This window comes from Flavobacterium gawalongense, from assembly GCF_007097265.1.
Lineage (GTDB): Bacteria > Bacteroidota > Bacteroidia > Flavobacteriales > Flavobacteriaceae > Flavobacterium > Flavobacterium gawalongense.
The window spans coordinates 74,796-95,184 of record NZ_VJZP01000007.1; the positions used below are offsets into that span (position 1 = coordinate 74,796).

Annotated in this window: 18 protein-coding genes; 5 read left to right on the plus strand and 13 right to left on the minus strand. The window is 33.1% G+C overall.

Translation table 11 applies throughout. The annotated features are described in order from the left end of the window. The first annotated feature begins 80 nt into the window (after positions 1-80). Positions 81-539, plus strand: coding sequence for a HigA family addiction module antitoxin (locus FNW38_RS05835; protein ID WP_144064682.1), 459 nt, complete (start codon positions 81-83; stop codon positions 537-539). 165 nt (positions 540-704) lie between these two features. On the opposite strand, the gene FNW38_RS05840 is transcribed toward FNW38_RS05835, so the two are convergent. The 4 genes from FNW38_RS05840 to FNW38_RS05850 all read right to left on the minus strand — a co-directional run bounded on the left by FNW38_RS05840 (position 705) and on the right by FNW38_RS05850 (position 3,548). Next, a complete protein-coding gene (locus FNW38_RS05840) occupies positions 705-1,313 on the minus strand; it encodes a hypothetical protein (protein WP_144064681.1) in 609 nt (202 codons plus the stop codon). Then, positions 1,289-1,462 carry a hypothetical protein gene (locus FNW38_RS17445; protein ID WP_185963094.1) on the minus strand — a complete coding sequence of 58 codons (174 nt, stop codon included), beginning with the start codon at positions 1,460-1,462 and terminating at the stop codon, positions 1,289-1,291. The genes FNW38_RS05840 and FNW38_RS17445 overlap by 25 nt, the downstream gene beginning before the upstream one ends. 157 nt (positions 1,463-1,619) lie before the next feature. Further along, positions 1,620-2,774, minus strand: a complete 1,155-nt coding sequence (locus tag FNW38_RS05845) for an SHOCT domain-containing protein (RefSeq protein ID WP_144064680.1) — start codon at positions 2,772-2,774, stop codon at positions 1,620-1,622. A gap of 153 nt (positions 2,775-2,927) precedes the next feature. Continuing rightward, complete coding sequence (locus FNW38_RS05850) at positions 2,928-3,548, minus strand: phospholipase D-like domain-containing protein (protein WP_144064679.1); 621 nt, start codon at positions 3,546-3,548, stop codon at positions 2,928-2,930. Positions 3,549-4,042: 494 nt separating this feature from the next. Between FNW38_RS05850 and dnaK the strand changes: the two genes are divergently transcribed. Next, a complete protein-coding gene (dnaK, locus tag FNW38_RS05855; RefSeq protein ID WP_143386566.1) occupies positions 4,043-5,929 on the plus strand; it encodes a molecular chaperone DnaK in 1,887 nt (628 codons plus the stop codon). 201 nt (positions 5,930-6,130) lie between these two features. Here the strand turns inward: dnaK and fumC are convergent, their stop codons facing one another. After that, the gene (gene fumC, locus FNW38_RS05860) at positions 6,131-7,528 is read right to left on the minus strand and encodes a class II fumarate hydratase (RefSeq protein WP_144064678.1); all 1,398 of its coding nucleotides are present in this window, start codon (positions 7,526-7,528) and stop codon (positions 6,131-6,133) included. Positions 7,529-7,775: 247 nt separating this feature from the next. Here fumC and FNW38_RS05865 point away from each other — a divergent pair, with 247 nt between their 5' ends. After that, on the plus strand, positions 7,776-7,946 hold the full coding sequence (locus FNW38_RS05865) for a hypothetical protein (protein WP_143386564.1): 171 nt from the start codon (positions 7,776-7,778) through the stop codon (positions 7,944-7,946). Positions 7,947-7,995: 49 nt separating this feature from the next. Here the strand turns inward: FNW38_RS05865 and FNW38_RS05870 are convergent, their stop codons facing one another. Both FNW38_RS05870 and arsC read right to left on the minus strand, forming a co-directional pair. Continuing rightward, positions 7,996-10,461: an outer membrane beta-barrel family protein gene (locus FNW38_RS05870; protein WP_144064677.1), complete on the minus strand. Its 2,466-nt coding sequence runs from the start codon at positions 10,459-10,461 to the stop codon at positions 7,996-7,998. Positions 10,462-10,557: 96 nt separating this feature from the next. Then, positions 10,558-10,899, minus strand: a complete 342-nt coding sequence (arsC, locus tag FNW38_RS05875) for an arsenate reductase (glutaredoxin) (protein WP_143386562.1) — start codon at positions 10,897-10,899, stop codon at positions 10,558-10,560. Between the two features lie 107 nt (positions 10,900-11,006). Between arsC and FNW38_RS05880 the strand changes: the two genes are divergently transcribed. Together FNW38_RS05880 and FNW38_RS05885 are read left to right on the plus strand one after the other, a co-directional pair. Then, complete coding sequence (locus FNW38_RS05880) at positions 11,007-11,954, plus strand: CPBP family intramembrane glutamic endopeptidase (RefSeq protein ID WP_143386561.1); 948 nt, start codon at positions 11,007-11,009, stop codon at positions 11,952-11,954. Positions 11,955-11,959: 5 nt separating this feature from the next. Further along, complete coding sequence (locus FNW38_RS05885; protein ID WP_143386560.1) at positions 11,960-13,006, plus strand: AMP-binding protein; 1,047 nt, start codon at positions 11,960-11,962, stop codon at positions 13,004-13,006. Positions 13,007-13,074: 68 nt separating this feature from the next. On the opposite strand, the gene FNW38_RS05890 is transcribed toward FNW38_RS05885, so the two are convergent. The 6 genes from FNW38_RS05890 to prfB form a co-directional block, all read right to left on the minus strand. Beyond that, a complete protein-coding gene (locus FNW38_RS05890) occupies positions 13,075-13,497 on the minus strand; it encodes a DoxX family protein (RefSeq protein WP_143386559.1) in 423 nt (140 codons plus the stop codon). 129 nt (positions 13,498-13,626) lie between these two features. After that, entirely contained in the window at positions 13,627-14,226 is a 600-nt protein-coding gene (locus FNW38_RS05895) for a hypothetical protein (RefSeq protein WP_143386558.1), read from the minus strand. A gap of 318 nt (positions 14,227-14,544) precedes the next feature. Further along, the gene (locus FNW38_RS05900) at positions 14,545-16,128 is read right to left on the minus strand and encodes a S41 family peptidase (protein WP_144064676.1); all 1,584 of its coding nucleotides are present in this window, start codon (positions 16,126-16,128) and stop codon (positions 14,545-14,547) included. A 71-nt stretch (positions 16,129-16,199) separates the two neighbouring features. Then, positions 16,200-17,828, minus strand: a complete 1,629-nt coding sequence (locus tag FNW38_RS05905) for an acyl-CoA carboxylase subunit beta (RefSeq protein WP_143386556.1) — start codon at positions 17,826-17,828, stop codon at positions 16,200-16,202. A 165-nt stretch (positions 17,829-17,993) separates the two neighbouring features. After that, positions 17,994-18,995: a UDP-3-O-(3-hydroxymyristoyl)glucosamine N-acyltransferase gene (gene lpxD / locus FNW38_RS05910; protein WP_143386555.1), complete on the minus strand. Its 1,002-nt coding sequence runs from the start codon at positions 18,993-18,995 to the stop codon at positions 17,994-17,996. A gap of 292 nt (positions 18,996-19,287) precedes the next feature. Next, positions 19,288-20,386, minus strand: a protein-coding gene (gene prfB, locus FNW38_RS05915; RefSeq protein ID WP_143386554.1) for a peptide chain release factor 2 whose coding sequence is annotated in 2 segments (ribosomal slippage) — positions 19,288-20,322 and positions 20,324-20,386 — 1,098 coding nt in all. Because the reading frame shifts where the segments join, the coding sequence is not laid out codon by codon here. Between the last annotated feature and the right edge of the window lie 3 nt (positions 20,387-20,389).

Here is a 20,389-nt window from a genome sequence, read left to right on the forward strand (position 1 = left end):
TAGCCACGATAGCAATGGAAATCATTTTCTTTCAAATTTAAAATTCAAAAAATATAAACAATTTTGTTTACATTTGTGCTATGAAAACGATTGACATCATAAAAGGAATTCATCCCGGTAAAATTGTGGAGCGGGAATTGAAGAAAAGGAACATCAACCAAAGACAATTTGCGCTTTCTCTTGGTGCCCATCCTCAAACTTTGGGTGCCATAATAAAGGGAAATAGGAGGATGAATGTTGATTTATCTCTTAAAATGGAGGAGAAACTGGAATTAGAAGAAGGTTTCCTGATGACGCTTCAAGTTTTTTATGACATAAAGGAAGCAAAGAAAGATAGTAATTATAAACCAGATCTTTCAAAATTGAGAAAAGGTACTTTTTGGGATACTACTTTTGATAAGATTGACTGGAAACAAAATAAGGTGGCTGTTGTTAAACGTGTTTTTTCTAGAGGAACTGAAATAGAACAGGAGGAAATTACTCGTTTTTATGGAAAAGAAGTGGTTGATAGTATTAAATTATTAAAACACCAATTGTAATATAAATTGAAAAATCTTCACTGGCATACCGTTTCGACTCAAAGAGATTCTTACCGATTTTATGTATGAGACTTCGCAGCAACCTCACGTTTTCTAAGAATATTTCGGGTGATGGAATCACATAAAAGCCAAATCTCATCAAACAACACTTGTGCAAGGTTATTTTTACGCTTTTTCTCGTGGTAGAAAAAAGCCTTTGATGCAATTTGGATTTAGTATTGCTATTTGGATATGATTTTTGTCTCTAAATCCTGCTGTTGGATATAATTCGTTGCCTTCGACAAAAACTCCTCTAACGGAGTCAAACGGTTCTAATCCGTTGTCAATTCTGATCTGATGTAGTAAGTTAATCACTGCACAATCCAATTGTCTCCAAAGATTATCGGGGTTATTAATTTCAGACTTTGGATTTGTGTTTTTTAAAATCTCCCAACCTGATGACTCTTGAAGTTCTATATAGTAGTCATAAGCATCTTTTAAAAGCTGAAGGCTATAAAAGTCTGTTAAATCTAAACAATATCCTAAATCTATAACTGCGCCTAGAACAGTTGGTTCAAGTATTTTAGGTTTATTTTTTTGAGGATTTTGGTGTAAATTTTCTATAAATTGTTTTGCTCTTGATGGACTATGTTCCCAAAAATACATTCCTTTTCCAAGCCAATCGTATTTGTTTTCGCTTGGTTTAAACTTTATTTTTTGAAGTAAAATATCGTGAGCAATTTCTTCATCACAGCCGTGAAAACCAAGTATTAAACCAGACTTTGTTGAGTACATATATCTTTATATACTTTTTTCAAAGTCCCTTTTTCAGTAAATATACCAGCTCTAACCAATACAGAGCGAGCTTCTGCTTGATTGTTTTTTATTTGTTTTCTCTTTTCTTCTATGAGTTTTTTGAAAACTTCATATTCTGTTTTACTCATAATTACTATTATTTAGAGTGTTTTACAAATGTACAATAAATTTTATTTCAAATTGGATTTCATTAATTTTTTCTGCTCTTGGTTGTGGTAATGGGTACGAAGTCGGGAGACTTCGTATAGCAACCTACATTTTAAAAGAACACTTCGGCTAGCGGGTTTAATTATTTGTATCTTTATGTTTATCTAAACTTGCTTCTGCATAACTATCAAATGTATAAATTTGTCTGTCAGTAATTTTAGAATAATTTTCTTTTAATGAATTTCGTTTGTCTTCATCTTTACATTTTGTAAATAAATCCATTTGATAAGTTGAGCCTCTATCAATCCTTTGTTTAACATCATATTCAGCCTTATCTAAAAGTTTATATTTAGTATCTTCATTGTAATCCGTGATTTCTTCAATTTCAGTTGAGTATGCGCTTTTATCAAAAACCACAAAATCTGTATCTTCTGTAAATGTACCTGGAATAAGTGGATTTGCTGAAGCCATATACATCCCTGAATGGTGTACTAATCTAGGTTCTTCTATTGTTATAATTATATAGACATATTTTTTTAAATAATTTATTACTGGTTCATTATTTGTATTATTGTAATTGTTTAAGGAAACAGCTGTCGTATCGATTGCTGGCTCAATAAAAACTTCTTCATTATTTCTTTCTTGAAACGATTGAATTGAACCAATTACTTCATTCCAATTAATTTGACTCGCTATAACCATTAAAATTACTGCACCAATAAAATAGGGGAAAAAATTATCTTTTTTTTCAATTACTTTCGGAATATTTTTTTCTTCATCTAAATCAGGATTTAATATAAATTCAGAATCCAAAGAATCGTTTCTTTCAATATTTGTTAGCGAATTTTTTTTAATTAGAGTTTTAAATTTGTTATCAAATTCTTCTTTTGTTAAAATATTACTATCAAATAAACTTTTCAGTTGTTTATATTCTGTTGAGTTTTTTAATTCTTGCTCAGCTTTTTCAGTTTCTATTTTTTCAACTTTTGAGTCGTATTCTTCTTGAGTTAGTATTCCTTTTTCTTTTAAATCTTTTAGATTATCAATAGAAGAGTTAAGTTTAGTTTTAGTTTCATCTAGTTTTTTGACACTTATTTTTTCAGGCGAATTTTCTGATTTATACTTATTATAATAAATTACAATAAGTATCATAACCCATTGTAATGGTGGAAATATAAAACATAAGAGTAATAAAGTTTTTTGAGCTTTATTAAATTTGTTAGATTGCCAAATATAAATGCTTGACGCTGTTACTAATCCTACTATTCCAGCAACTAATGGATTACTTTCCATATTTTAATATATTTATGGTTATAAAATTTATATGTTATATGTACCAAAAAAAGGTGGTTTTATCTCGCTAGCTTTTTAAGAACACTTCGGGTAGCTAGTGTTTCTTTGTTCGTTCTGCTTACGTAACGAAACCCTTGCTGTTAGCAGATGGTTTTATCCAACTATAAATTTGTATCCACACATAAAACAAATCGGTCCAAAACTTTCAAAATCTACACCGTCACTCATTTCACATTTTGGACACATAATACTTCTTAATTCGCCATCTCGATTGCTAAAAATTTCAGATGCTAAATTCCATAATTTTCCGAATTCTTGATGGAATTTATTTATTACTGATTTATTATCTATTTCAATAATTGATTCGAAATTTCTATTCAAAGCAGCATCAGTTAAATTTAACGAACCGATAAATAATTTATACTTATTGAAAATGAATTTATGATGCATATTTTGATAATTCCCATTTATTCTGACACCTAAAGATTTGCAATTTATATAGGCATTGTTGTATTCGTTCTTTAAAATATTTACTAAAGCTTTACTTATTACAACTTGAGATTGACTCACTTCTTTTGGTCTTACAATATCAGATGTGTTTAATATTAAAAAAGTCTTTAGTTTAAGTTCAGCTCTTTCAATTATTAAGTTTGAAAAATATTCATTATTAAAGTAAGCTACTGCTATATGTAAATCTTCATTACTTTTGAACAATTTTGTCAAGTTGTCTTTCAGCATATCGTCGAAGCTAGGCATTAAAAAATATGTTTTCATTAACTTATGTTTATTATGAATTTAATTGTTTTGTCTTTTTTTTAAAACTATCGGATAACTAGTTTATAAGCCTAAAGATGACCGAAATATGTACACAATAATAGATAGATTTAATAAAGATTAGTGTTTATTTATTTTCAAATATATACTATTTATCTCATAAATTATAAAAAATAATTTTTGATTTACTGAATGTTATTGAAACCTCAAATCCCCTAGCCCAGATGGAAACGGCATCCTCTTGTGGCGGGGTTCGCCACAAGAGATATAGTGTACAGCTGGATTGGCTCCTAATCAAAACTATAGAATATGACAGCGTAATTGTGGTTCTCTTCACAATGACAAACCCTCTGAAATGTCATCTTGTCAGATTTTTTTACGCCAATTTTAACATAAACTGACAATTTAAGGACGTGTATTGCATTGGCACAAAGATTGACTTATCGACTTCGAGCTATTAAAATGAGTATATAATAAAACTAAATATATTAAAAATGGGTAAAATAATCGGAATTGATTTAGGTACAACAAACTCTTGTGTTTCTGTAATGGAAGGTAATGAAGCAGTAGTTATCCCTAATGCTGAAGGAAAAAGAACAACGCCATCTATCATTGCATTTGTAGAAGGTGGAGAAATTAAAGTAGGAGATCCTGCTAAGAGACAAGCGGTAACTAATCCAACTAAGACTATTGCTTCTATCAAACGTTTTATGGGTCATTCTTTTGCTGAAATCACTGGTGAAGCAAAAAGAGTTTCTTACAAAGTAGTAAAAGGGGACAACAATACACCACGTGTTGATATTGATGGCCGTTTATACTCTGCACAAGAATTGTCAGCTATGACGCTTCAAAAAATGAAAAAAACAGCTGAAGACTATTTAGGTCAGACTGTTACTGAAGCGGTTATTACTGTTCCTGCTTACTTTAATGATGCACAACGTCAAGCTACGAAAGAAGCTGGTGAAATTGCAGGTCTTAAAGTAATGCGTATTATCAACGAACCTACTGCTGCAGCTTTGGCATACGGTCTTGATAAAAAAGGTAAAGATCAAAAAATTGCAGTTTACGATTTAGGTGGAGGTACTTTTGATATCTCTGTTCTTGAATTAGGAGACGGAGTTTTTGAAGTATTGTCTACTAATGGTGATACTCACTTAGGTGGGGATGATTTTGACCACGAAATTATTGACTGGTTAGCTGCTGAATTTTTAACTGAAGAAGGTATTGATTTACGTTTAGATCCAATGTCTTTGCAACGTTTGAAAGAAGCTGCTGAGAAAGCAAAAATTGAATTGTCTTCTTCTACTGAAACTGAAATCAACTTACCTTACGTAACTGCTACAGCTTCAGGACCAAAACATTTAGTTAAAAAATTAACTAGAGCTCAATTTGAAAAATTAACTGACGCTTTAGTAAAACGTTCTATGGCACCAGTTGCTAAAGCGTTGAAAGATGCAGGTTTATCTGTTTCTGATATTGACGAAGTTATTCTTGTAGGAGGTTCTACTCGTATGCCAAGAATTGCTGACGAAGTGGAGAAATTCTTTGGTAAAAAAGCGTCTAAAGGAGTTAACCCTGATGAGGTTGTTGCAATTGGAGCAGCTATTCAAGGTGGAGTTCTTTCTGGAGATGTAAAAGATGTATTGTTGCTTGACGTTACTCCTTTATCTTTAGGTATCGAAACTATGGGTGGTGTTATGACAACTCTTATTGAGTCTAATACAACTATTCCAACTAAAAAATCTCAAGTTTTCTCTACTGCTGCAGATTCTCAACCAACAGTTGAAATCCACGTTTTACAAGGAGCTAGAGCAATGGCTGCTGATAACAAAACTATCGGTCGTTTCCATTTAGATGGTATTCCACCAGCACCAAGAGGTGTTCCACAAATTGAAGTAACTTTTGATATTGATGCTAATGGTATCATCAAAGTTTCGGCAACTGATAAAGGAACTGGTAAATCTCATGATATTCGTATCGAAGCTTCTTCTGGTTTAACTGCTGAAGAAATCGAAAGAATGAAAAAAGATGCAGAAGCTAATGCTGATGCGGATAAAATTGCAAGAGAAAGAGCTGAAAAATTGAACGAAGCGGACGGAATGATCTTCCAAACTGAAACTCAATTGAAAGAATTAGGTTCTAAATTATCTGATGAAAACAAAGTTGCTGTAGAATATGCATTAACTGAATTGAGAATGGCACACCAATCTCAAGACATTCCTGCAATTCAAACTGCTCTTGACAACATCAACGCTGCTTGGAAAAAAGCAACTGAAGCGATGTATGCTCAAGGTGAACAAGGTCAAGGTGAAGCACAACCACAAGGTGGCGAAGCTCAAGGAGACAATGTTGAAGACGTTGAATTCGAAGAAGTAAAATAATGATTTCCTGTAGAGACGCGATTTATCGCGTCTTTGCATTATATAAAGAAAACCGTTCGCTTTTGGTGAACGATTTTTTTATGAAATAAAGACGCACTGCAGTGCGTCTCTACGGTGCGTCTCTACAAACAACATAAAATAAAAACCCTGCAACATTACGTTGCAGGGTTTCTTGGTAAAACTCTGATATATCAGAATTAATTATTTCAAGCTTCCAACCATATCTTCCGGTTTAACCCAAGCATCAAAATCTTCTGAAGTTACATAATCCAAACGAACCGCTTCTTCTTTCAGAGTTGTCCCGTTTTTGTGTGCAGTTTGAGCAATTTCGGCTGATTTGTAGTATCCGATTTTAGTATTCAAAGCCGTAACCAACATCAAAGAATTGTCAACCAATTCTTTGATTCTTTTATAGTTTGGTTCAATACCTTGTGCGCAATGTTCGTCAAAAGACATACAAGCATCACCAAGTAATCTTGCTGATTGCAAGAAGTTTGCAGCCATCAATGGTTTGAAAACGTTCAATTCATAATGACCTTGCATTCCACCAACAGAAATAGCGACATCGTTCCCCATAACTTGTGCACAAACCATAGTTAATGCTTCACATTGTGTTGGATTTACTTTTCCTGGCATGATAGAAGAACCTGGTTCGTTTTCCGGAATAAGGATTTCTCCAATTCCTGAACGTGGTCCAGAGGCCAACATACGTACATCATTGGCGATTTTATTCAATGAAACGGCTAGCTGCTTTAATGCACCATGCGATTCTACGATAGCATCATGTGCTGCTAAAGCTTCAAATTTGTTTTCGGCAGTTACGAATGGATGTCCTGTAAATTCAGCGATATATTCAGCTACTTTTACGTCATATCCTTCTGGAGTGTTTAATCCGGTTCCAACCGCTGTTCCACCCAAAGCCACTTCTGATAAGTGAGCCAAAGTATTTTTAACCGCTTTTAAACCGTAGTTCAATTGCGCTACATAACCTGAAATTTCTTGTCCTAATGTAAGTGGCGTAGCATCCATTAAATGCGTACGACCTATTTTAACCACATTATTGAATTCAACCGCTTTGGCATGAAGTGTATCTCTTAGTTTTTCAACTCCTGGGATAGTAACTTCAACAACTGCTTTGTAAGCTGCAATATGCATTCCTGTTGGGAACGTATCGTTAGAAGATTGTGATTTATTCACATCATCATTAGCTTTGATGAATTGCTCGCCTTCGCCAATATTAAATCCTTTTAGAACTTGCGCACGATTTGCAACCACTTCGTTTACGTTCATGTTACTTTGCGTACCTGAACCGGTTTGCCAAATTACCAATGGAAATTCATCGTCTAGTTTTCCGGCTAGGATTTCATCACAAACGGCAGCAATGGCATCCCGTTTTTCGACTGGTAAAACGCCTAAATCGCAATTAGCGTAAGCAGCTGCTTTTTTTAAGAAAGCAAACCCTTCAATAATTTCTTTTGGCATGGAAGCCGATGGACCTATTTTGAAGTTGTTTCGGGAACGTTCTGTTTGTGCGCCCCAATATTTGTCTGCAGGAACCTGCACTTCACCCATCGTGTCTTTTTCTATTCTAAATTTCATTGTGTTGTTATTTATAAGTATTAAGTAGTTTAATAGATTTTTAGCCCCGATAGCAGTGAAAATCCTTTTATGCCGGTGTTCGGCATAAAAGATTGTAACGGATAGCGGGATCAGCTCCAAATTCTGAGCCCAAAAATACGGATAATTCCCTTTTTATAAAAATTGATAGGTAGTTTTTGTTAATTTTTATTGGTAAGAAAAGGAATTAAACTTACATTTGTGGCTACATTCAAAAATTCCGGAAAACATGTTTGAATTTTCACAGTACTTAGGCTTTTTACTTTTCTTAACCGTTCTTACAATAGGATTTTGGTTAATGTTTTTTCTTGTTGGTTTCGTATCCTATTGGGTAGGAGGAGCGACTTGGGAAGCATATAAAGAGAAAAGAGCAAAAAAGAAGCAAGAACAATCAGTTTAATCTAATTGTTTCATAAAATAAGGACCCGTGAAAACGAGTCCTTATTTTTTTATCCTTGAAATTCGCCTCCATCGCCATTTTCATTTTGATTTCGCTTAGGCTGTTTCTCTCTTTCGTTTTTCTGTTTATTGAAACGATACGTAAAGGATAAGTTAAACTGTCTTTCTCTCCATTGCATTTCAGAGTAAGAATTTAGTATCCCAGGAAGATTCGTTTCCATAATTCTTTTTCTGGAATTGAATACATCACTGATGTTGAAAGAAAGGGTTCCTTTGTCTTTCATTACATCTTTACTGAACGCTAAGTTGGCAGCAAAATTACCTAAACTTCTACCTTGTGCGTTGTTTTGTGGACCATTATAAGTTGCGTTGGTTTGCCAATCGATTTTGTATGGTAAAGTAACTTTTGATGTTATACGGGTAAACCATGAAGTTGTTGTATTATCAAAATTCTGAACAACTTCATTATCATTAAAATCAACATAAGTAAAATCACCTTGTGTTTCGTTTCTAAAGAAATTGAAGTTCCCATTTAATTTCCACCATTTATAAGGTGAATAATTCAAGGTAAACTCAAATCCAGTTCTGTATTCTGTAGCCAAGTTTATTGGTGAAGCAATGATAATTGGTGTTCCATTTACAAAATCGCCAGACTCTCTTCTTGCAAATTGGAATGCACCGTTAGTTTTGTTCACGTATAATGAAGTGTTGAATGTTAATTTATCCCAACGTTTGATATATCCTAAATCAATAGCATCAGTGAATGCCGGATCTAAATCAGGATTTCCCATAAAAATATTGATGTTACTGGATAAATTGCTGAATGGATTGATCATTCTCCCTCTAGGTCTTTGAATTCTTCGGCTGTAGCTTATGGAAGCACTGCTTTTATCTGAAATTTCATAAGTAAAAAAGGCACTTGGGAAAAAGTTGTTGTATTTTTTAGTATTAAAATCGTTAGTTGCTAATTGGTTGATTTCTATATTCGAATCTTCAAAACGCAATCCAAAAAGGGCTGAGAATTTATTTACTTTCACACCATATTGAGTGTAAATGGCATTCACTTTTTCTTTGTATTCTAATGTATTGGTGAAGTTGGGATTAATCACTCCATCATTTTCTACTTGGTAATCGGTAACTAATTTAGAGAAATCACCACGATAACCCGCCTCAAATTGGCTACCTTTTCCTAATGGTAAAACATAATCTGCTTGAAGTAAATTTCTATTTTGAGTTTGATTGTTTATCGTTTTATCAAATAAAACTGCGCTTGTATTTGTTGCAGTATCAGTAACTAAAGCGCTGTTTTTATCGTCGTTGGCAGAAAACGAACCGTCAATAGTTAATTTGTGACCGTCTTTTTTGAAGTTTTTGGTGAAATTTGTTGCAAACTCGACGTTTTCACTTTTACTGTCTTCTTCGTTAATACGGGTTCGAGTATAGTCGTAAACATAGTCAGCGTTATAATATTTTTGGAAAACATTATCCGTGTTATCGCCATTATTTTTTCTGTAATTAAACGTGTTAGTCCAAGAAGTAGATTTATCTAAATACAATTCTATACCAAAATTCCCATTATATCCTTTGCTGTATCTGTCGTTTTCTCTATTTTCATTTACATAATTTCGAATCGAATTATCTGAATTTAAATATTCAGTATTTGTCATCATATTTCCAGGGTTACTTCTGTAATTGTAACCTTGGTTGGTAAAAAGATTAAAATTCTTTGATTTATAATTTAAAGTACCGCTCATTCCATAATTTTCTGGATAACCCGTAGAAGCAATGAAAGTTCCATTTAAACCAAGATTCTTTCCTTTTTTCAAAATGATATTCAATAAACCACCACCGCCTTCAGCATCATATCTAGCCGAAGGATTGGTTATAACTTCTACTTTTTCGATTGCATCAGCAGGAATTAAGCGTAATGCTTCGGCTATATTTATGGCATTTGATGGTTTTCCGTCGATAAGCACTTTTACATTTTCGTTGCCACGAAGACTCACATTTCCTTCTACATCTACTGAAACGGAAGGGATATTATCAAGAACATCACTTACAGTTCCTCCTTTCACCATTAAATCACTGCCAACATTGTATATTTTTTTATCTAATTTTATTTCGACAGTAGTTTTCTCAGAGCGAATAACAACCTCATTCAATTGAGCCGCATCTTCATCTAAAGCAGTTGTACCTAAATTAATATTTCCCTGAATGCTTTTTTGCTTGATTTCAGATAATTTGAAAGAGATGAACTCTATTTTTATGTCATATACACCAGGAACCACATCGATATCGTATTCTCCTTTTGCATTTGTAATTCCTCCGGCAAGTGCTTTTGGATTTTTAGTATTTATGAAAGTTATCGTAGCGTATTCTAATGGTTGCTTGCTAATTTTTTCAATTACTTTTCCGCTTACTTTTACTTTTTGTACAGGGCTGGATTGCTGTGCAAAATTTATTAGGCTTGTAAAAAGGAATGCAAGCACTAAGAGGGTTTTTAATTTTTTGGGCATTTTTGTAGTTTTAGTTATGCTTTTTAGATTATAAAAATTAAGTTTGGTTTAATGAGGGAATCATAAAAAACTGTTAATTTAATTTTTATAATTTAATTAGATAAAATCTTTCACATGATCTAATTCTCTTCCTATTATTGCTTTGTTTCCTTTGATAACAATAGGTCTTTCAATTAGAATGGGATAAGTAACCATGGCTTGAATAATTTCGTCATTGGTCATTGGTTTATTTTTGAAATTTTCTATCCAAATTTTCTCTTTTTGACGCACTAATGCAAGAGGTTCAAAATTTAGTTTTTGAATAAGAGTTTTCAATTCATCAAATGTGGGAACGTTGTCAAGATAATTAATGACTTCAACCTCTTTTTCTGATTCTTTTATAAAAGCCAGGCAGTTTCTTGATTTTCCGCAACGCGGATTGTGGTATATTTGTATCATCTATAATTTTTTTGCGAAGTAAAGTAATTTGAAATAAAAATCTTATTTTGGTGTAATAAAAATAAGATTCGTTAAACTTATTTAAATCATAATTAAACAAAAAGTATATGTTCATAGAACAAGGGATAAAGTCTGAGAATAAGTTTTGGAAGTACATTGTAGGCTCAGTAATAATTATTTTTGCTTCTCTTTTAGGTCAGGTACCTTTACTAATAGCTTTGTTTTATGAAATATTTGTAAATGGAAAAAAATATCCCTCTTCTAATGAAGATGTTATGACATTTTTTGAGCCTAACATGACATTGTTTTTGATATTGATTTCATTCGTTTTTGCGATGCTAGGAATTTTCTTTGTTATCAAATATTTGCATAATCAAACGATGCTTTCGATAACGACATCCAGATTGAAAATGGATTGGAGCAGAGTATTTTTTTCGTTTTCTGTTTGGTCAATTTTTACAATTGTTTCAACAGTATTGTTTTATTTTTCAAATCCAGATGATTTTATAATCAATTTTAAACCCATTCCATTTGCAATTTTAGCTTTAATAGGAACATTATTAATACCCATTCAAACCAGTACTGAAGAATATATTTTTCGAGGTTATTTGATGCAGGGTTTTGCTAATCTCGCTAAGAATAAATGGTTTCCTTTAATTATGACTTCTATTATTTTTGGCGCTATGCACATTTCAAATCCAGAAGTTTCTAAAATTGGGAATGTTATTTTTGTGTACTACATAGGAACTGGATTATTATTAGGAATAATTACTTTGATGGATGAAGGAATGGAATTAGCGTTGGGCTTTCATGCTGCAAATAATTTAGTTAGTGCTTTATTAATTACTTCTGATTGGTCAGCGTTTCAGACACATTCTATTTTTAAAGATGTTTCTGAGCCATCAGCAGGTTTAGATGTTATATTGCCCGTTATTATTATTTACCCAATACTTTTATTTATCTTTAGTAAAAAATACAAATGGACAAACTGGAAAGAAAAATTAACAGGGAAAATTGAAGAACCAACGCCTTATAATCATTTAAAATCAATATAATCACCATGGATAAAATCACTTACAAAAACGTGAATAATCATTTTAAGCTAAATGGATTTCATCTGAATCGAAAAGATTTATGTAGAGTAGCTTACAGTTTTATAAAAGAAGGTGAGGAGCACGAAAAATCTGTTGGGGATTTTATACTCGATTGGTTTGATAAAAAAAGCTATATCGAATTAAACACATCAGGAACTACAGGCAGTCCGAAAATTATTCAAATGGATAAACAAGCCATGATAAATTCGGCTTTAGCTACAGGCGATTTTTTTGATTTACGTCCTGGAGATAAAGCATTACATTGTTTGCCAACTAAATATATTGCTGGAAAAATGATGTTTGTCAGAGGCTTTATTTTGGGTCTTGATATGGATTTTGTAGCACCAAGTTCGCATCCCATGTTGCATAATGATACTAAATATGATTTTGTTGCGATGGTACCTTTGCAAGCACAGAATTCGTTGAAGGAATTAAAAAACGTAAAAAAAATGATTGTTGGTGGTGCTAAAATGAGCAAATCACTTGAAAACAGTCTTTCTAAATTGAGTACTAAAGGATATGAAACGTATGGTATGACAGAAACCATCACCCATATTGCTGCCAAGAAAATAGGAGGAAAGGCATTCTCTGTTTTGCCTAACATAAAAATTTCGCATGACGATAGAAATTGCCTGGTGATTGATGCACCAAAAATTTCTGAAGAAAAAATAGTAACCAATGATTTGGTTGACTTGATAAATGAAAATGAATTTATTTTTTTAGGTCGTATTGATAATGTGATAAATAGCGGAGGAATTAAACTGATTCCAGAACAAATTGAAGAAAAACTATCAAATAAAATTCATTCAAGATTTTTTGTGACTGGAATTCAGGATGCTACTTTAGGCGAAAAATTAGCTTTAATTATCGAAGGTGAAAAACAACTTTTGGACGAAACTATTTTTGATGGTTTAGACAAATATGAAAAACCTAAAGAAGTATTTTATGTTTCAAAATTTATTGAAACACAAAATGGGAAAATAAAAAGAAAAGAAATTCTGGAGCGTATTTAGAATATTCTATTTATTTGGATACAAAAAAGCATCCCGTTTTCAAAAACAGGATGCTTTTTTAATTTTTATTATTGTTGCATTTTAAAATAGTAATCTGCCGAATGTTTCCCACTTCCATAAAATAAGAAAAAGACGCAGATTCCAAGTATAAGTATTGCTAACAATAAGTTTTGGGAATGCATTTCTCCCATAAAATTCACAATAATTGCTCCTATCAATATAGGTAATTGCGCTATTATTGCCCATCTGGTAAGTAAACCAAACGCAATCATTATTCCGCCAACCATATGTGCCGGTGCGATGTAATGTATCAGAAACATTCCGCCACCAATTTTGTCAATTGGAGATATTAAATCTTGTAAATATTGGATGTTTGTTATAAAAGAAATTCCTTTCATAAACAAAAAGACACCAAGTGCTATTCGTACCAAATCCAGTGATAAATAAGTATGTGCATTCGCCCACTTATTTAAATTTTTTACGTTGTTCATAATACTAAAGGTTTAAAAATTATACACTAAGATACTAATTTTTAGTGATATATAAAGTATTCTGTAAAAAAACAAAATATAGGGTTTTTTGCTTTTAAATAACCTTTAAAATGAGATATCAGGATAACTTTATTTATAAAAATAATAATTAAACTTCAGTCCAAGCGTATTTTCAGCATGGCCATGTGCTACGAAATTTGTTAAATTCAAAGATATATTCAGTTTGTATTTAGGAAAATATTTTCCTAAATATATTCCGGAACAAGAACCAAAACGTGTAGGACCATTGAATTCTGAGACAAAACCTAATCCAATTTTTGGGTCTTCGTCAGAAATTGCATAACCCACTCCGCTTTCAGCCCCTAAACACCAATTTGAATTTAAGTTAAATTGTATATTAGGTTTAATGCAAAATAGACTGAAATTTTTATATAAAGCTCTTTCTTTTACGGTACTTTCAGGAGGTACATCCGGATGATTTTTTTTGGTAAACCGATAATCATATTCAGCTCTAACTCCAAACTCTGTTGTCGATGTAATCTTCTCTGCAGCTCTTAGATTGACACCAATTCCAAGTCTATGTGACCGATACATCTGTATATGAACGGGTAATGACAGATTAATTCCCGATTCTAATACAAATGAATTGTCTTGTTCTTTTTGTGCAAATGCAAACTGAACAATCATAAGCAACATTATACTTATTATAGGATCTAAAATCTTTTTCATTTTTTCTTGGAATTAAAATTTAACTTTTAGTAAAAAATTTTATTTTAAAAAAAAAATGATGATAAATGATAAGTTGCAATTTGGGGTATTACATTTACCAAATAATAATCAAAGATACAAAGAACAATTTTTGAGAGTGCTATTAATCAGCTTTTTATGAAATGTTTAGTTGTTGTTGTTGATTAAATTAATTTTCTTTTCAATACACAAGAAGTTAGCCACTTCAATTCTTCTTTTTAAGTGAGGAATGTTTATTGCTTAAAGCGTTTTTCTAACAGCATAATAAATAAAATAATAGCTGTTAAATTTTTTATTAAGTTATTTTGTTTTAGAAATTTCTGAAATATTTGATTTTACATCATTAAGAATCCAATTCATTTCAGGATCATTTTCTTTTATTCGGTCTTCAAGTGTAGGAATTATTTCGATGTCAGGAAATATGCCACGACCTTCTGGTGCTGTTTTGAAGTGAGGAGCAATAAACATTAATCCAATGCGAATTTTTATATCAGTATTTGGCAATTTTACACGAGGCATAAATCCGGCAATAGTCCCATTATAGGCTCCGCCAGTTTCTTCACCCACAAAAAATGCTCTTTTTGAACCTTTTAAATTGGAAGAAATAATACTTGAAGCCGAAAAACTACCACCATTGATAAGAACATAAACTTTTCCTTTGAAAACATTTTTACTCACTTTGTGAGGTTTTGTTTGTGTTGCATAATAATTTTTCCCGTTTTTGTTTTTATGAACAGTCAATAATAAATAGCTATACATTAGCGGAGAAAAAATCGTTTTTAATGCTTTAACACCAAAAGAACCACCATGAAAATAGGCTCCTTTAAATAAGCTGGATTTTGAAACTACTTCAGATTTGTCCAAAAATACAAAAGTGGAGTCTGCTAAATAAGAGTACAAATCGGCAATTTCATTTAATCTTCCTCCTCCATTATTTCTCAAATCGAGAACAAGTGTTTTCGACTGATACGTTGCAATTTTACTAAAGCTTTCTTTGTAAAAAGTTTTAGAATCTCCAATTTTGAAACTTCTAATTTTCATTAGGGCAACACTACTGTCTTTTTCTAAAAAGTGAAGGTTTCGATTATAATTTTTTTCAACGGAATAATAGCCATGAACTCTTTTCTTTTTTCTATTTGCTTTCGATTTTGTGTTATCAATAACAGCTAGTTTTTTTCGATTTTTTTTGAGATGTTTCCCAATAGTATCTTCTGCTTTTCTTCTGATTGTAATCGTTTTTATACTATCATTAAATTTGAAATTAAATTTTATACTATCCTTAATTCCATTTTCATTAGTGAAAAATGTAGAAAAACGTTTGCCTGAAAAATGGGTTTTGAAAGTAGTATTATAACCGTCAGAGCTATAAAATTTGTTGTACTGCTTAATTAAATTGATTGGTTTTGTTCCATTTACAGCAACAACTTCGGTTCCTGTTTTGATGGTTTTGTCATAAGACTTGTTTTTTACGACATACAATTTTCCATCGAAAAGTTCAAAATCAAATTGTGAAAAAGGGCCTGTTCCTCTTTTAAGAAGTGCTTTGGTTTCCTTTTTTGTCATTAATTTGGTAGGAGGATAAACGGTTATATGCCCTTGACGAACAGCAGCAACCGCAGGACTTATTTTTTTATAAAACTCAAAACGAGTCATTGGTTTTGTAATAGTCGATTTTAGACTATCGAATTTGTAATCTAAATCTTTCTTATTGATGTACCAATATAAATTAGGATGTAAATCACGCAATTTTCTATAGGTAAAATCAACATCCGATTTTAATTTCTCTTCAGCCATCAAATCATTCAAATGCTTGTTGTGTCTTTTTATGGAAGTACATTGAACAAAGAACAATAATGTAAAGCCGAATAGAACTATTTTTCTCATATTTTAACTACGTAAGTTTTTCATGAACACTAATGACTGTGATCTAAATTTAGAAATTTGCTGTCTGGAATCTAGACCTGAATAACACCTAAATTAAATTTCTTTTCAATAGGGGAATGGTTTGCCGCTTCAATACCCATGGAAATCCAAGTTCTGGTTTCTAAAGGATCAATTATGGCATCAGTCCATAATCTGGAGGCCGCATAATAGGGTGAAACTTGTTCGTCATATCGAGCTTTTATTTTGTCAAAAAGCTCCTTTTCTTTAGTTTCATCTACCACTTCTCCTTTTGCTTTAAGCGAAGAAGCTTCAATTTGTGCCAATACTTTAGCTGCTTGCGTTCCGCCCATCACGGCTAATTCTGCACTCGGCCAGGCAAAAATTAACCTTGGGTCATACGCTTTGCCACACATGGCATAATTTCCGGCACCATACGAATTCCCTACAATTACCGTGAATTTTGGAACAACTGAATTACTGACTGCGTTCACCATTTTGGCGCCATCTTTTATAATTCCGCCATGTTCTGATTTAGATCCGACCATAAAACCGGTAACATCTTGAACGAATACCAAAGGAATTTTTTTCTGGTTACAATTAGCGATAAAACGGGTGGCTTTATCCGCACTATCCGAATAAATTACGCCACCAAACTGCATTTCGCCGTTCTTTGTTTTTACCACTTTTCGTTGGTTGGCAACAATTCCCACAGCCCAACCGTCAATTCTGGCATAACCAGTGATAATGGTTTGGCCGTATCCTTCTTTATACGCTTCAAACTCGGAGTTATCAACTAAGCGATTGATGATTTCCATCATGTCATATTGTTCATTACGAGCTTTTGGCAAAATGCCATAGATTTCATTTTCGTCTAAAGCTGGTTTTTCGGCTTTAATTCGACTGTAACCCGCTTTATCAAAATCACCTATTTTGTCCACTATGTTTTTTATTTTGTCTAATGCGTCTTTGTCGTCTTTGGCTTTGTAATCCGTCACACCCGAAATTTCACAATGTGTTGTTGCTCCGCCCAATGTTTCGTTATCGATGCTTTCGCCAATGGCAGCTTTGACTAAATAACTTCCCGCGAGGAAAATACTTCCCGTTTTTTCGACAATTAAAGCTTCATCGCTCATAATTGGCAAATAGGCACCGCCAGCAACACAACTTCCCATAACGGCAGCGATTTGGGTAATTCCCATGCTGCTCATTTGAGCATTATTTCTAAAAATCCGACCAAAATGTTCTTTGTCCGGGAAAATTTCATCTTGCAAAGGCAAATAAACGCCTGCACTATCTACTAAATAAATGATTGGCAACCGATTTTCCATCGCAATTTCCTGTGCGCGTAAATTTTTCTTAGCAGTAATAGGAAACCAGGCGCCTGCTTTCACGGTAGCATCATTGGCGACAATAATACATTGCTTTCCCTGGATATAACCTATTTTAACCACAACGCCACCCGAAGGGCAACCGCCGTGTTCCGCATACATTCCTTCACCAACAAAGGCTCCAATTTCTATGCTTTTAGCTTTGGCGTCAAGCAAATAATCGATACGCTCTCTAGCGGTCATTTTGCCTTCACCATGTAATTTTTGGATGCGTTTTTCACCGCCACCCAATTTAACCAAGCTTAATTTTTGTCGCAATGCCGAAAGTAAAAGTTTATTGTGGTCTTCGTTTTTGTTGAAGTTCAAATCCATGATGAAAGAATATTAAAAAATAGTTTGCGCTAAAATACAAAATCCAACGAAATAAAATTTTATTATTTTAATTGGTTTAGAAAGAAAATCGGACCTATGTTTGGTATTAAAACAAAAAAACAGAAGCTAACTCCTGTTTTTTTATGAATTTAATAAAAAAAGTAATTATTTGTTTTTGGATTCATTTACGAGTCTTTTCAAAATGGCCCATTGTTTTAATGCATCACGAGCTTCAACAGCCGGATAGCCCAACATGGTTTTTCCTGCAGGAATATCTCCCGTAACACCAGAGCCAGCACCTACAATAGCACCATCGCCAATAGTTGTGTGGTCTTTTATAGAAGCACTTCCACCAATAATGACACCATTTCCTAAAGTTACTGAACCAGCCAGTCCGCTATTTCCAGCCATGATACAAAAACGGCCTAATTTACTGTTATGCCCAATTTGGACTAAATTATCAATTTTGCAACCGTCACCTAAAACAGTAGAACTGAATTTTCCTCGGTCAATGCAGGTATTGGCACCAATTTCAACATTATTACCTATAATTACATTTCCAATTTGTGGGATTTTCACCAAACCTCTTTCGGGATCAGGGCGAAAACCAAAACCATCTGCTCCAATTGTAGCATTGGGATGTATAATGCAATCATTGCCTATGTGACAACGCTCTCTGATTACTGTTCCAGACCAAATCACGGTATTTTTTCCTATCGTACATTCATCCAGAATAGTAACATTTGGATATATTGTTGTATTATCTCCAAGCACAACTTTAGGTCCTATATAACAGCCTGCACCAATTCTAACACCATTACAAATAATTACGGTTGGATCTATAACTGCAGTTGGATGAATATCAATATTAAATATTGGGGTTGGAGGTGCAAAAAGAGCTAATACTTGTGACATGGCTAAATCAGCATTTTTTACTTTAATGAAAGCTCTGTTTTCTCCCGGTTCTATTGAAATATCTTCATTTACAACCGCTACACAGGCTTTGGAAGTTGCCCATAATTTTTCGTATTTTTTGTTTCCAATAAACGAAATTTCAGAATCATTGGCTACTTCCAGTTGTTCAGGAGCAGTAATATTTTGGGTAGTACTCCCGACAATAACTCCTTTTAAAATTACATTTATTTCTTGGATTGAATAGGATTTCATTAAGCGTAGATTGGATTTGGTTTTGTTATAGTTGTCAAATAAAACAAATTGGGGTTATAATTCCTAATATTTTAGGATGAAGGAATAAAAAGATTAACAAAAAAAGAATTTAGAATGAGTTTGGTTCTTTCAAATCAATTAATTTTTGGATAGATTTCCAATTTCAGCTTGTTGTTTTTATGTTTGTATTGATTTAGAATTTAAAAAGCCCCTCAAGCATTTCGATAAACGAATGTAAAGGGGCTATTTATTATTTGGGCTTAAGTGCTCACTGATTACTGAACACTGCAAACTATTCCTCTTCCTTCTGTCCCATCATCATTAAGTATGCTTTCAAGAATTCATCAATCTCACCATTCATAACACCATCTACATTACTCGTTTCATAACCGGTGCGAACATCTTTGACTAATTTATAAGGCTGCATCACATAATTCCTGATTTGTGAACCCCATTCTATTTTCATTTTCCCAGCTTCGATATCAGCGCGCTGTGCCTGTTTCTTTTTTAACTCAATTTCATATAATTGAGATCGTAACATTTGCATAGCACGTTGTCTGTTATCTTGTTGCGACCTCGTTTCTGAACATTGTATTTGAATTCCGGTTGGTTTGTGAAACAATTGTACTTTAGTTTCTACTTTATTTACATTTTGTCCTCCCGCACCGCTGGATCGCGAAGTTGTAATTTCAATATCAGCAGGATTAATATCAATTTCGATACTATCATCTACAAGCGGATAAACATAAACGGAAGCAAACGAAGTGTGACGCTTGGCATTACTGTCAAAAGGGGATATCCGAACCAATCTGTGTACGCCGTTTTCTCCTTTTAAATAGCCAAAAGAATAATCGCCTTCAAATTCGAGTGTTACGGTTTTAATACCCGCTGATTCTCCTTTTTGGAAATTCAGTTCTTTTATTTTATAACCGTATTTTTCACCCCACATCATGTACATACGCATCAGCATTTCGGCCCAATCGCAACTTTCAGTTCCACCGGCACCAGCGGTTATTTGTACGACAGCACTCAAAGTATCGCCTTCATCCGAAAGCATATTTTTGAATTCGATAGCTTCAATATGATTTACTGTAGTCGAATATTGCTCGTCTAATTCTTCAGCTGTAAGTTCTCCTTCTTTATAAAAATCATAGGCCAGTTGCAACTCGTCAGTCATTTCGACTGCTTTGTTATAATCTTCAATCCACTTTTTTTTATTTCTAAGATTTTTTACAATGACTTCAGCTTCTTTTGCATTGTTCCAAAAGTCGGGTGCAAAAGTTTTCTCTTCTTCGTTTGAAATTTCAATTAGTTTGGCATCAACGTCAAAGATACCTCCTCAACGCACCAAGGCGCTCTACAATACCCTTTATTTGTTCGGTAGTTGTCATAAA

Excerpts from the sequence above, each read along its gene's own strand:
- arsC (WP_143386562.1), bottom strand. The coding sequence starts at position 10,899 with ATGATACAAATATACCACAATCCGCGTTGCGGAAAATCAAGAAACTGC.
- FNW38_RS05895 (WP_143386558.1), bottom strand. The coding sequence starts at position 14,226 with ATGAAAAAGATTTTAGATCCTATAATAAGTATAATGTTGCTTATGATT.
- FNW38_RS05845 (WP_144064680.1), bottom strand. The coding sequence starts at position 2,774 with ATGGAAAGTAATCCATTAGTTGCTGGAATAGTAGGATTAGTAACAGCG.
- FNW38_RS05835 (WP_144064682.1), top strand. The coding sequence starts at position 81 with ATGAAAACGATTGACATCATAAAAGGAATTCATCCCGGTAAAATTGTG.
- FNW38_RS05905 (WP_143386556.1), bottom strand. The coding sequence starts at position 17,828 with ATGGATTTGAACTTCAACAAAAACGAAGACCACAATAAACTTTTACTT.
- FNW38_RS05870 (WP_144064677.1), bottom strand. The coding sequence starts at position 10,461 with ATGCCCAAAAAATTAAAAACCCTCTTAGTGCTTGCATTCCTTTTTACA.
- FNW38_RS05890 (WP_143386559.1), bottom strand. The coding sequence starts at position 13,497 with ATGAACAACGTAAAAAATTTAAATAAGTGGGCGAATGCACATACTTAT.
- dnaK (WP_143386566.1), top strand. The coding sequence starts at position 4,043 with ATGGGTAAAATAATCGGAATTGATTTAGGTACAACAAACTCTTGTGTT.
- FNW38_RS05840 (WP_144064681.1), bottom strand. The coding sequence starts at position 1,313 with ATGTACTCAACAAAGTCTGGTTTAATACTTGGTTTTCACGGCTGTGAT.
- lpxD (WP_143386555.1), bottom strand. The coding sequence starts at position 18,995 with ATGAAATCCTATTCAATCCAAGAAATAAATGTAATTTTAAAAGGAGTT.
- FNW38_RS17445 (WP_185963094.1), bottom strand. The coding sequence starts at position 1,462 with ATGAGTAAAACAGAATATGAAGTTTTCAAAAAACTCATAGAAGAAAAG.
- FNW38_RS05850 (WP_144064679.1), bottom strand. The coding sequence starts at position 3,548 with ATGAAAACATATTTTTTAATGCCTAGCTTCGACGATATGCTGAAAGAC.
- FNW38_RS05900 (WP_144064676.1), bottom strand. The coding sequence starts at position 16,128 with ATGAGAAAAATAGTTCTATTCGGCTTTACATTATTGTTCTTTGTTCAA.
- FNW38_RS05865 (WP_143386564.1), top strand. The coding sequence starts at position 7,776 with ATGTTTGAATTTTCACAGTACTTAGGCTTTTTACTTTTCTTAACCGTT.
- FNW38_RS05880 (WP_143386561.1), top strand. The coding sequence starts at position 11,007 with ATGTTCATAGAACAAGGGATAAAGTCTGAGAATAAGTTTTGGAAGTAC.
- fumC (WP_144064678.1), bottom strand. The coding sequence starts at position 7,528 with ATGAAATTTAGAATAGAAAAAGACACGATGGGTGAAGTGCAGGTTCCT.
- FNW38_RS05885 (WP_143386560.1), top strand. The coding sequence starts at position 11,960 with ATGGATAAAATCACTTACAAAAACGTGAATAATCATTTTAAGCTAAAT.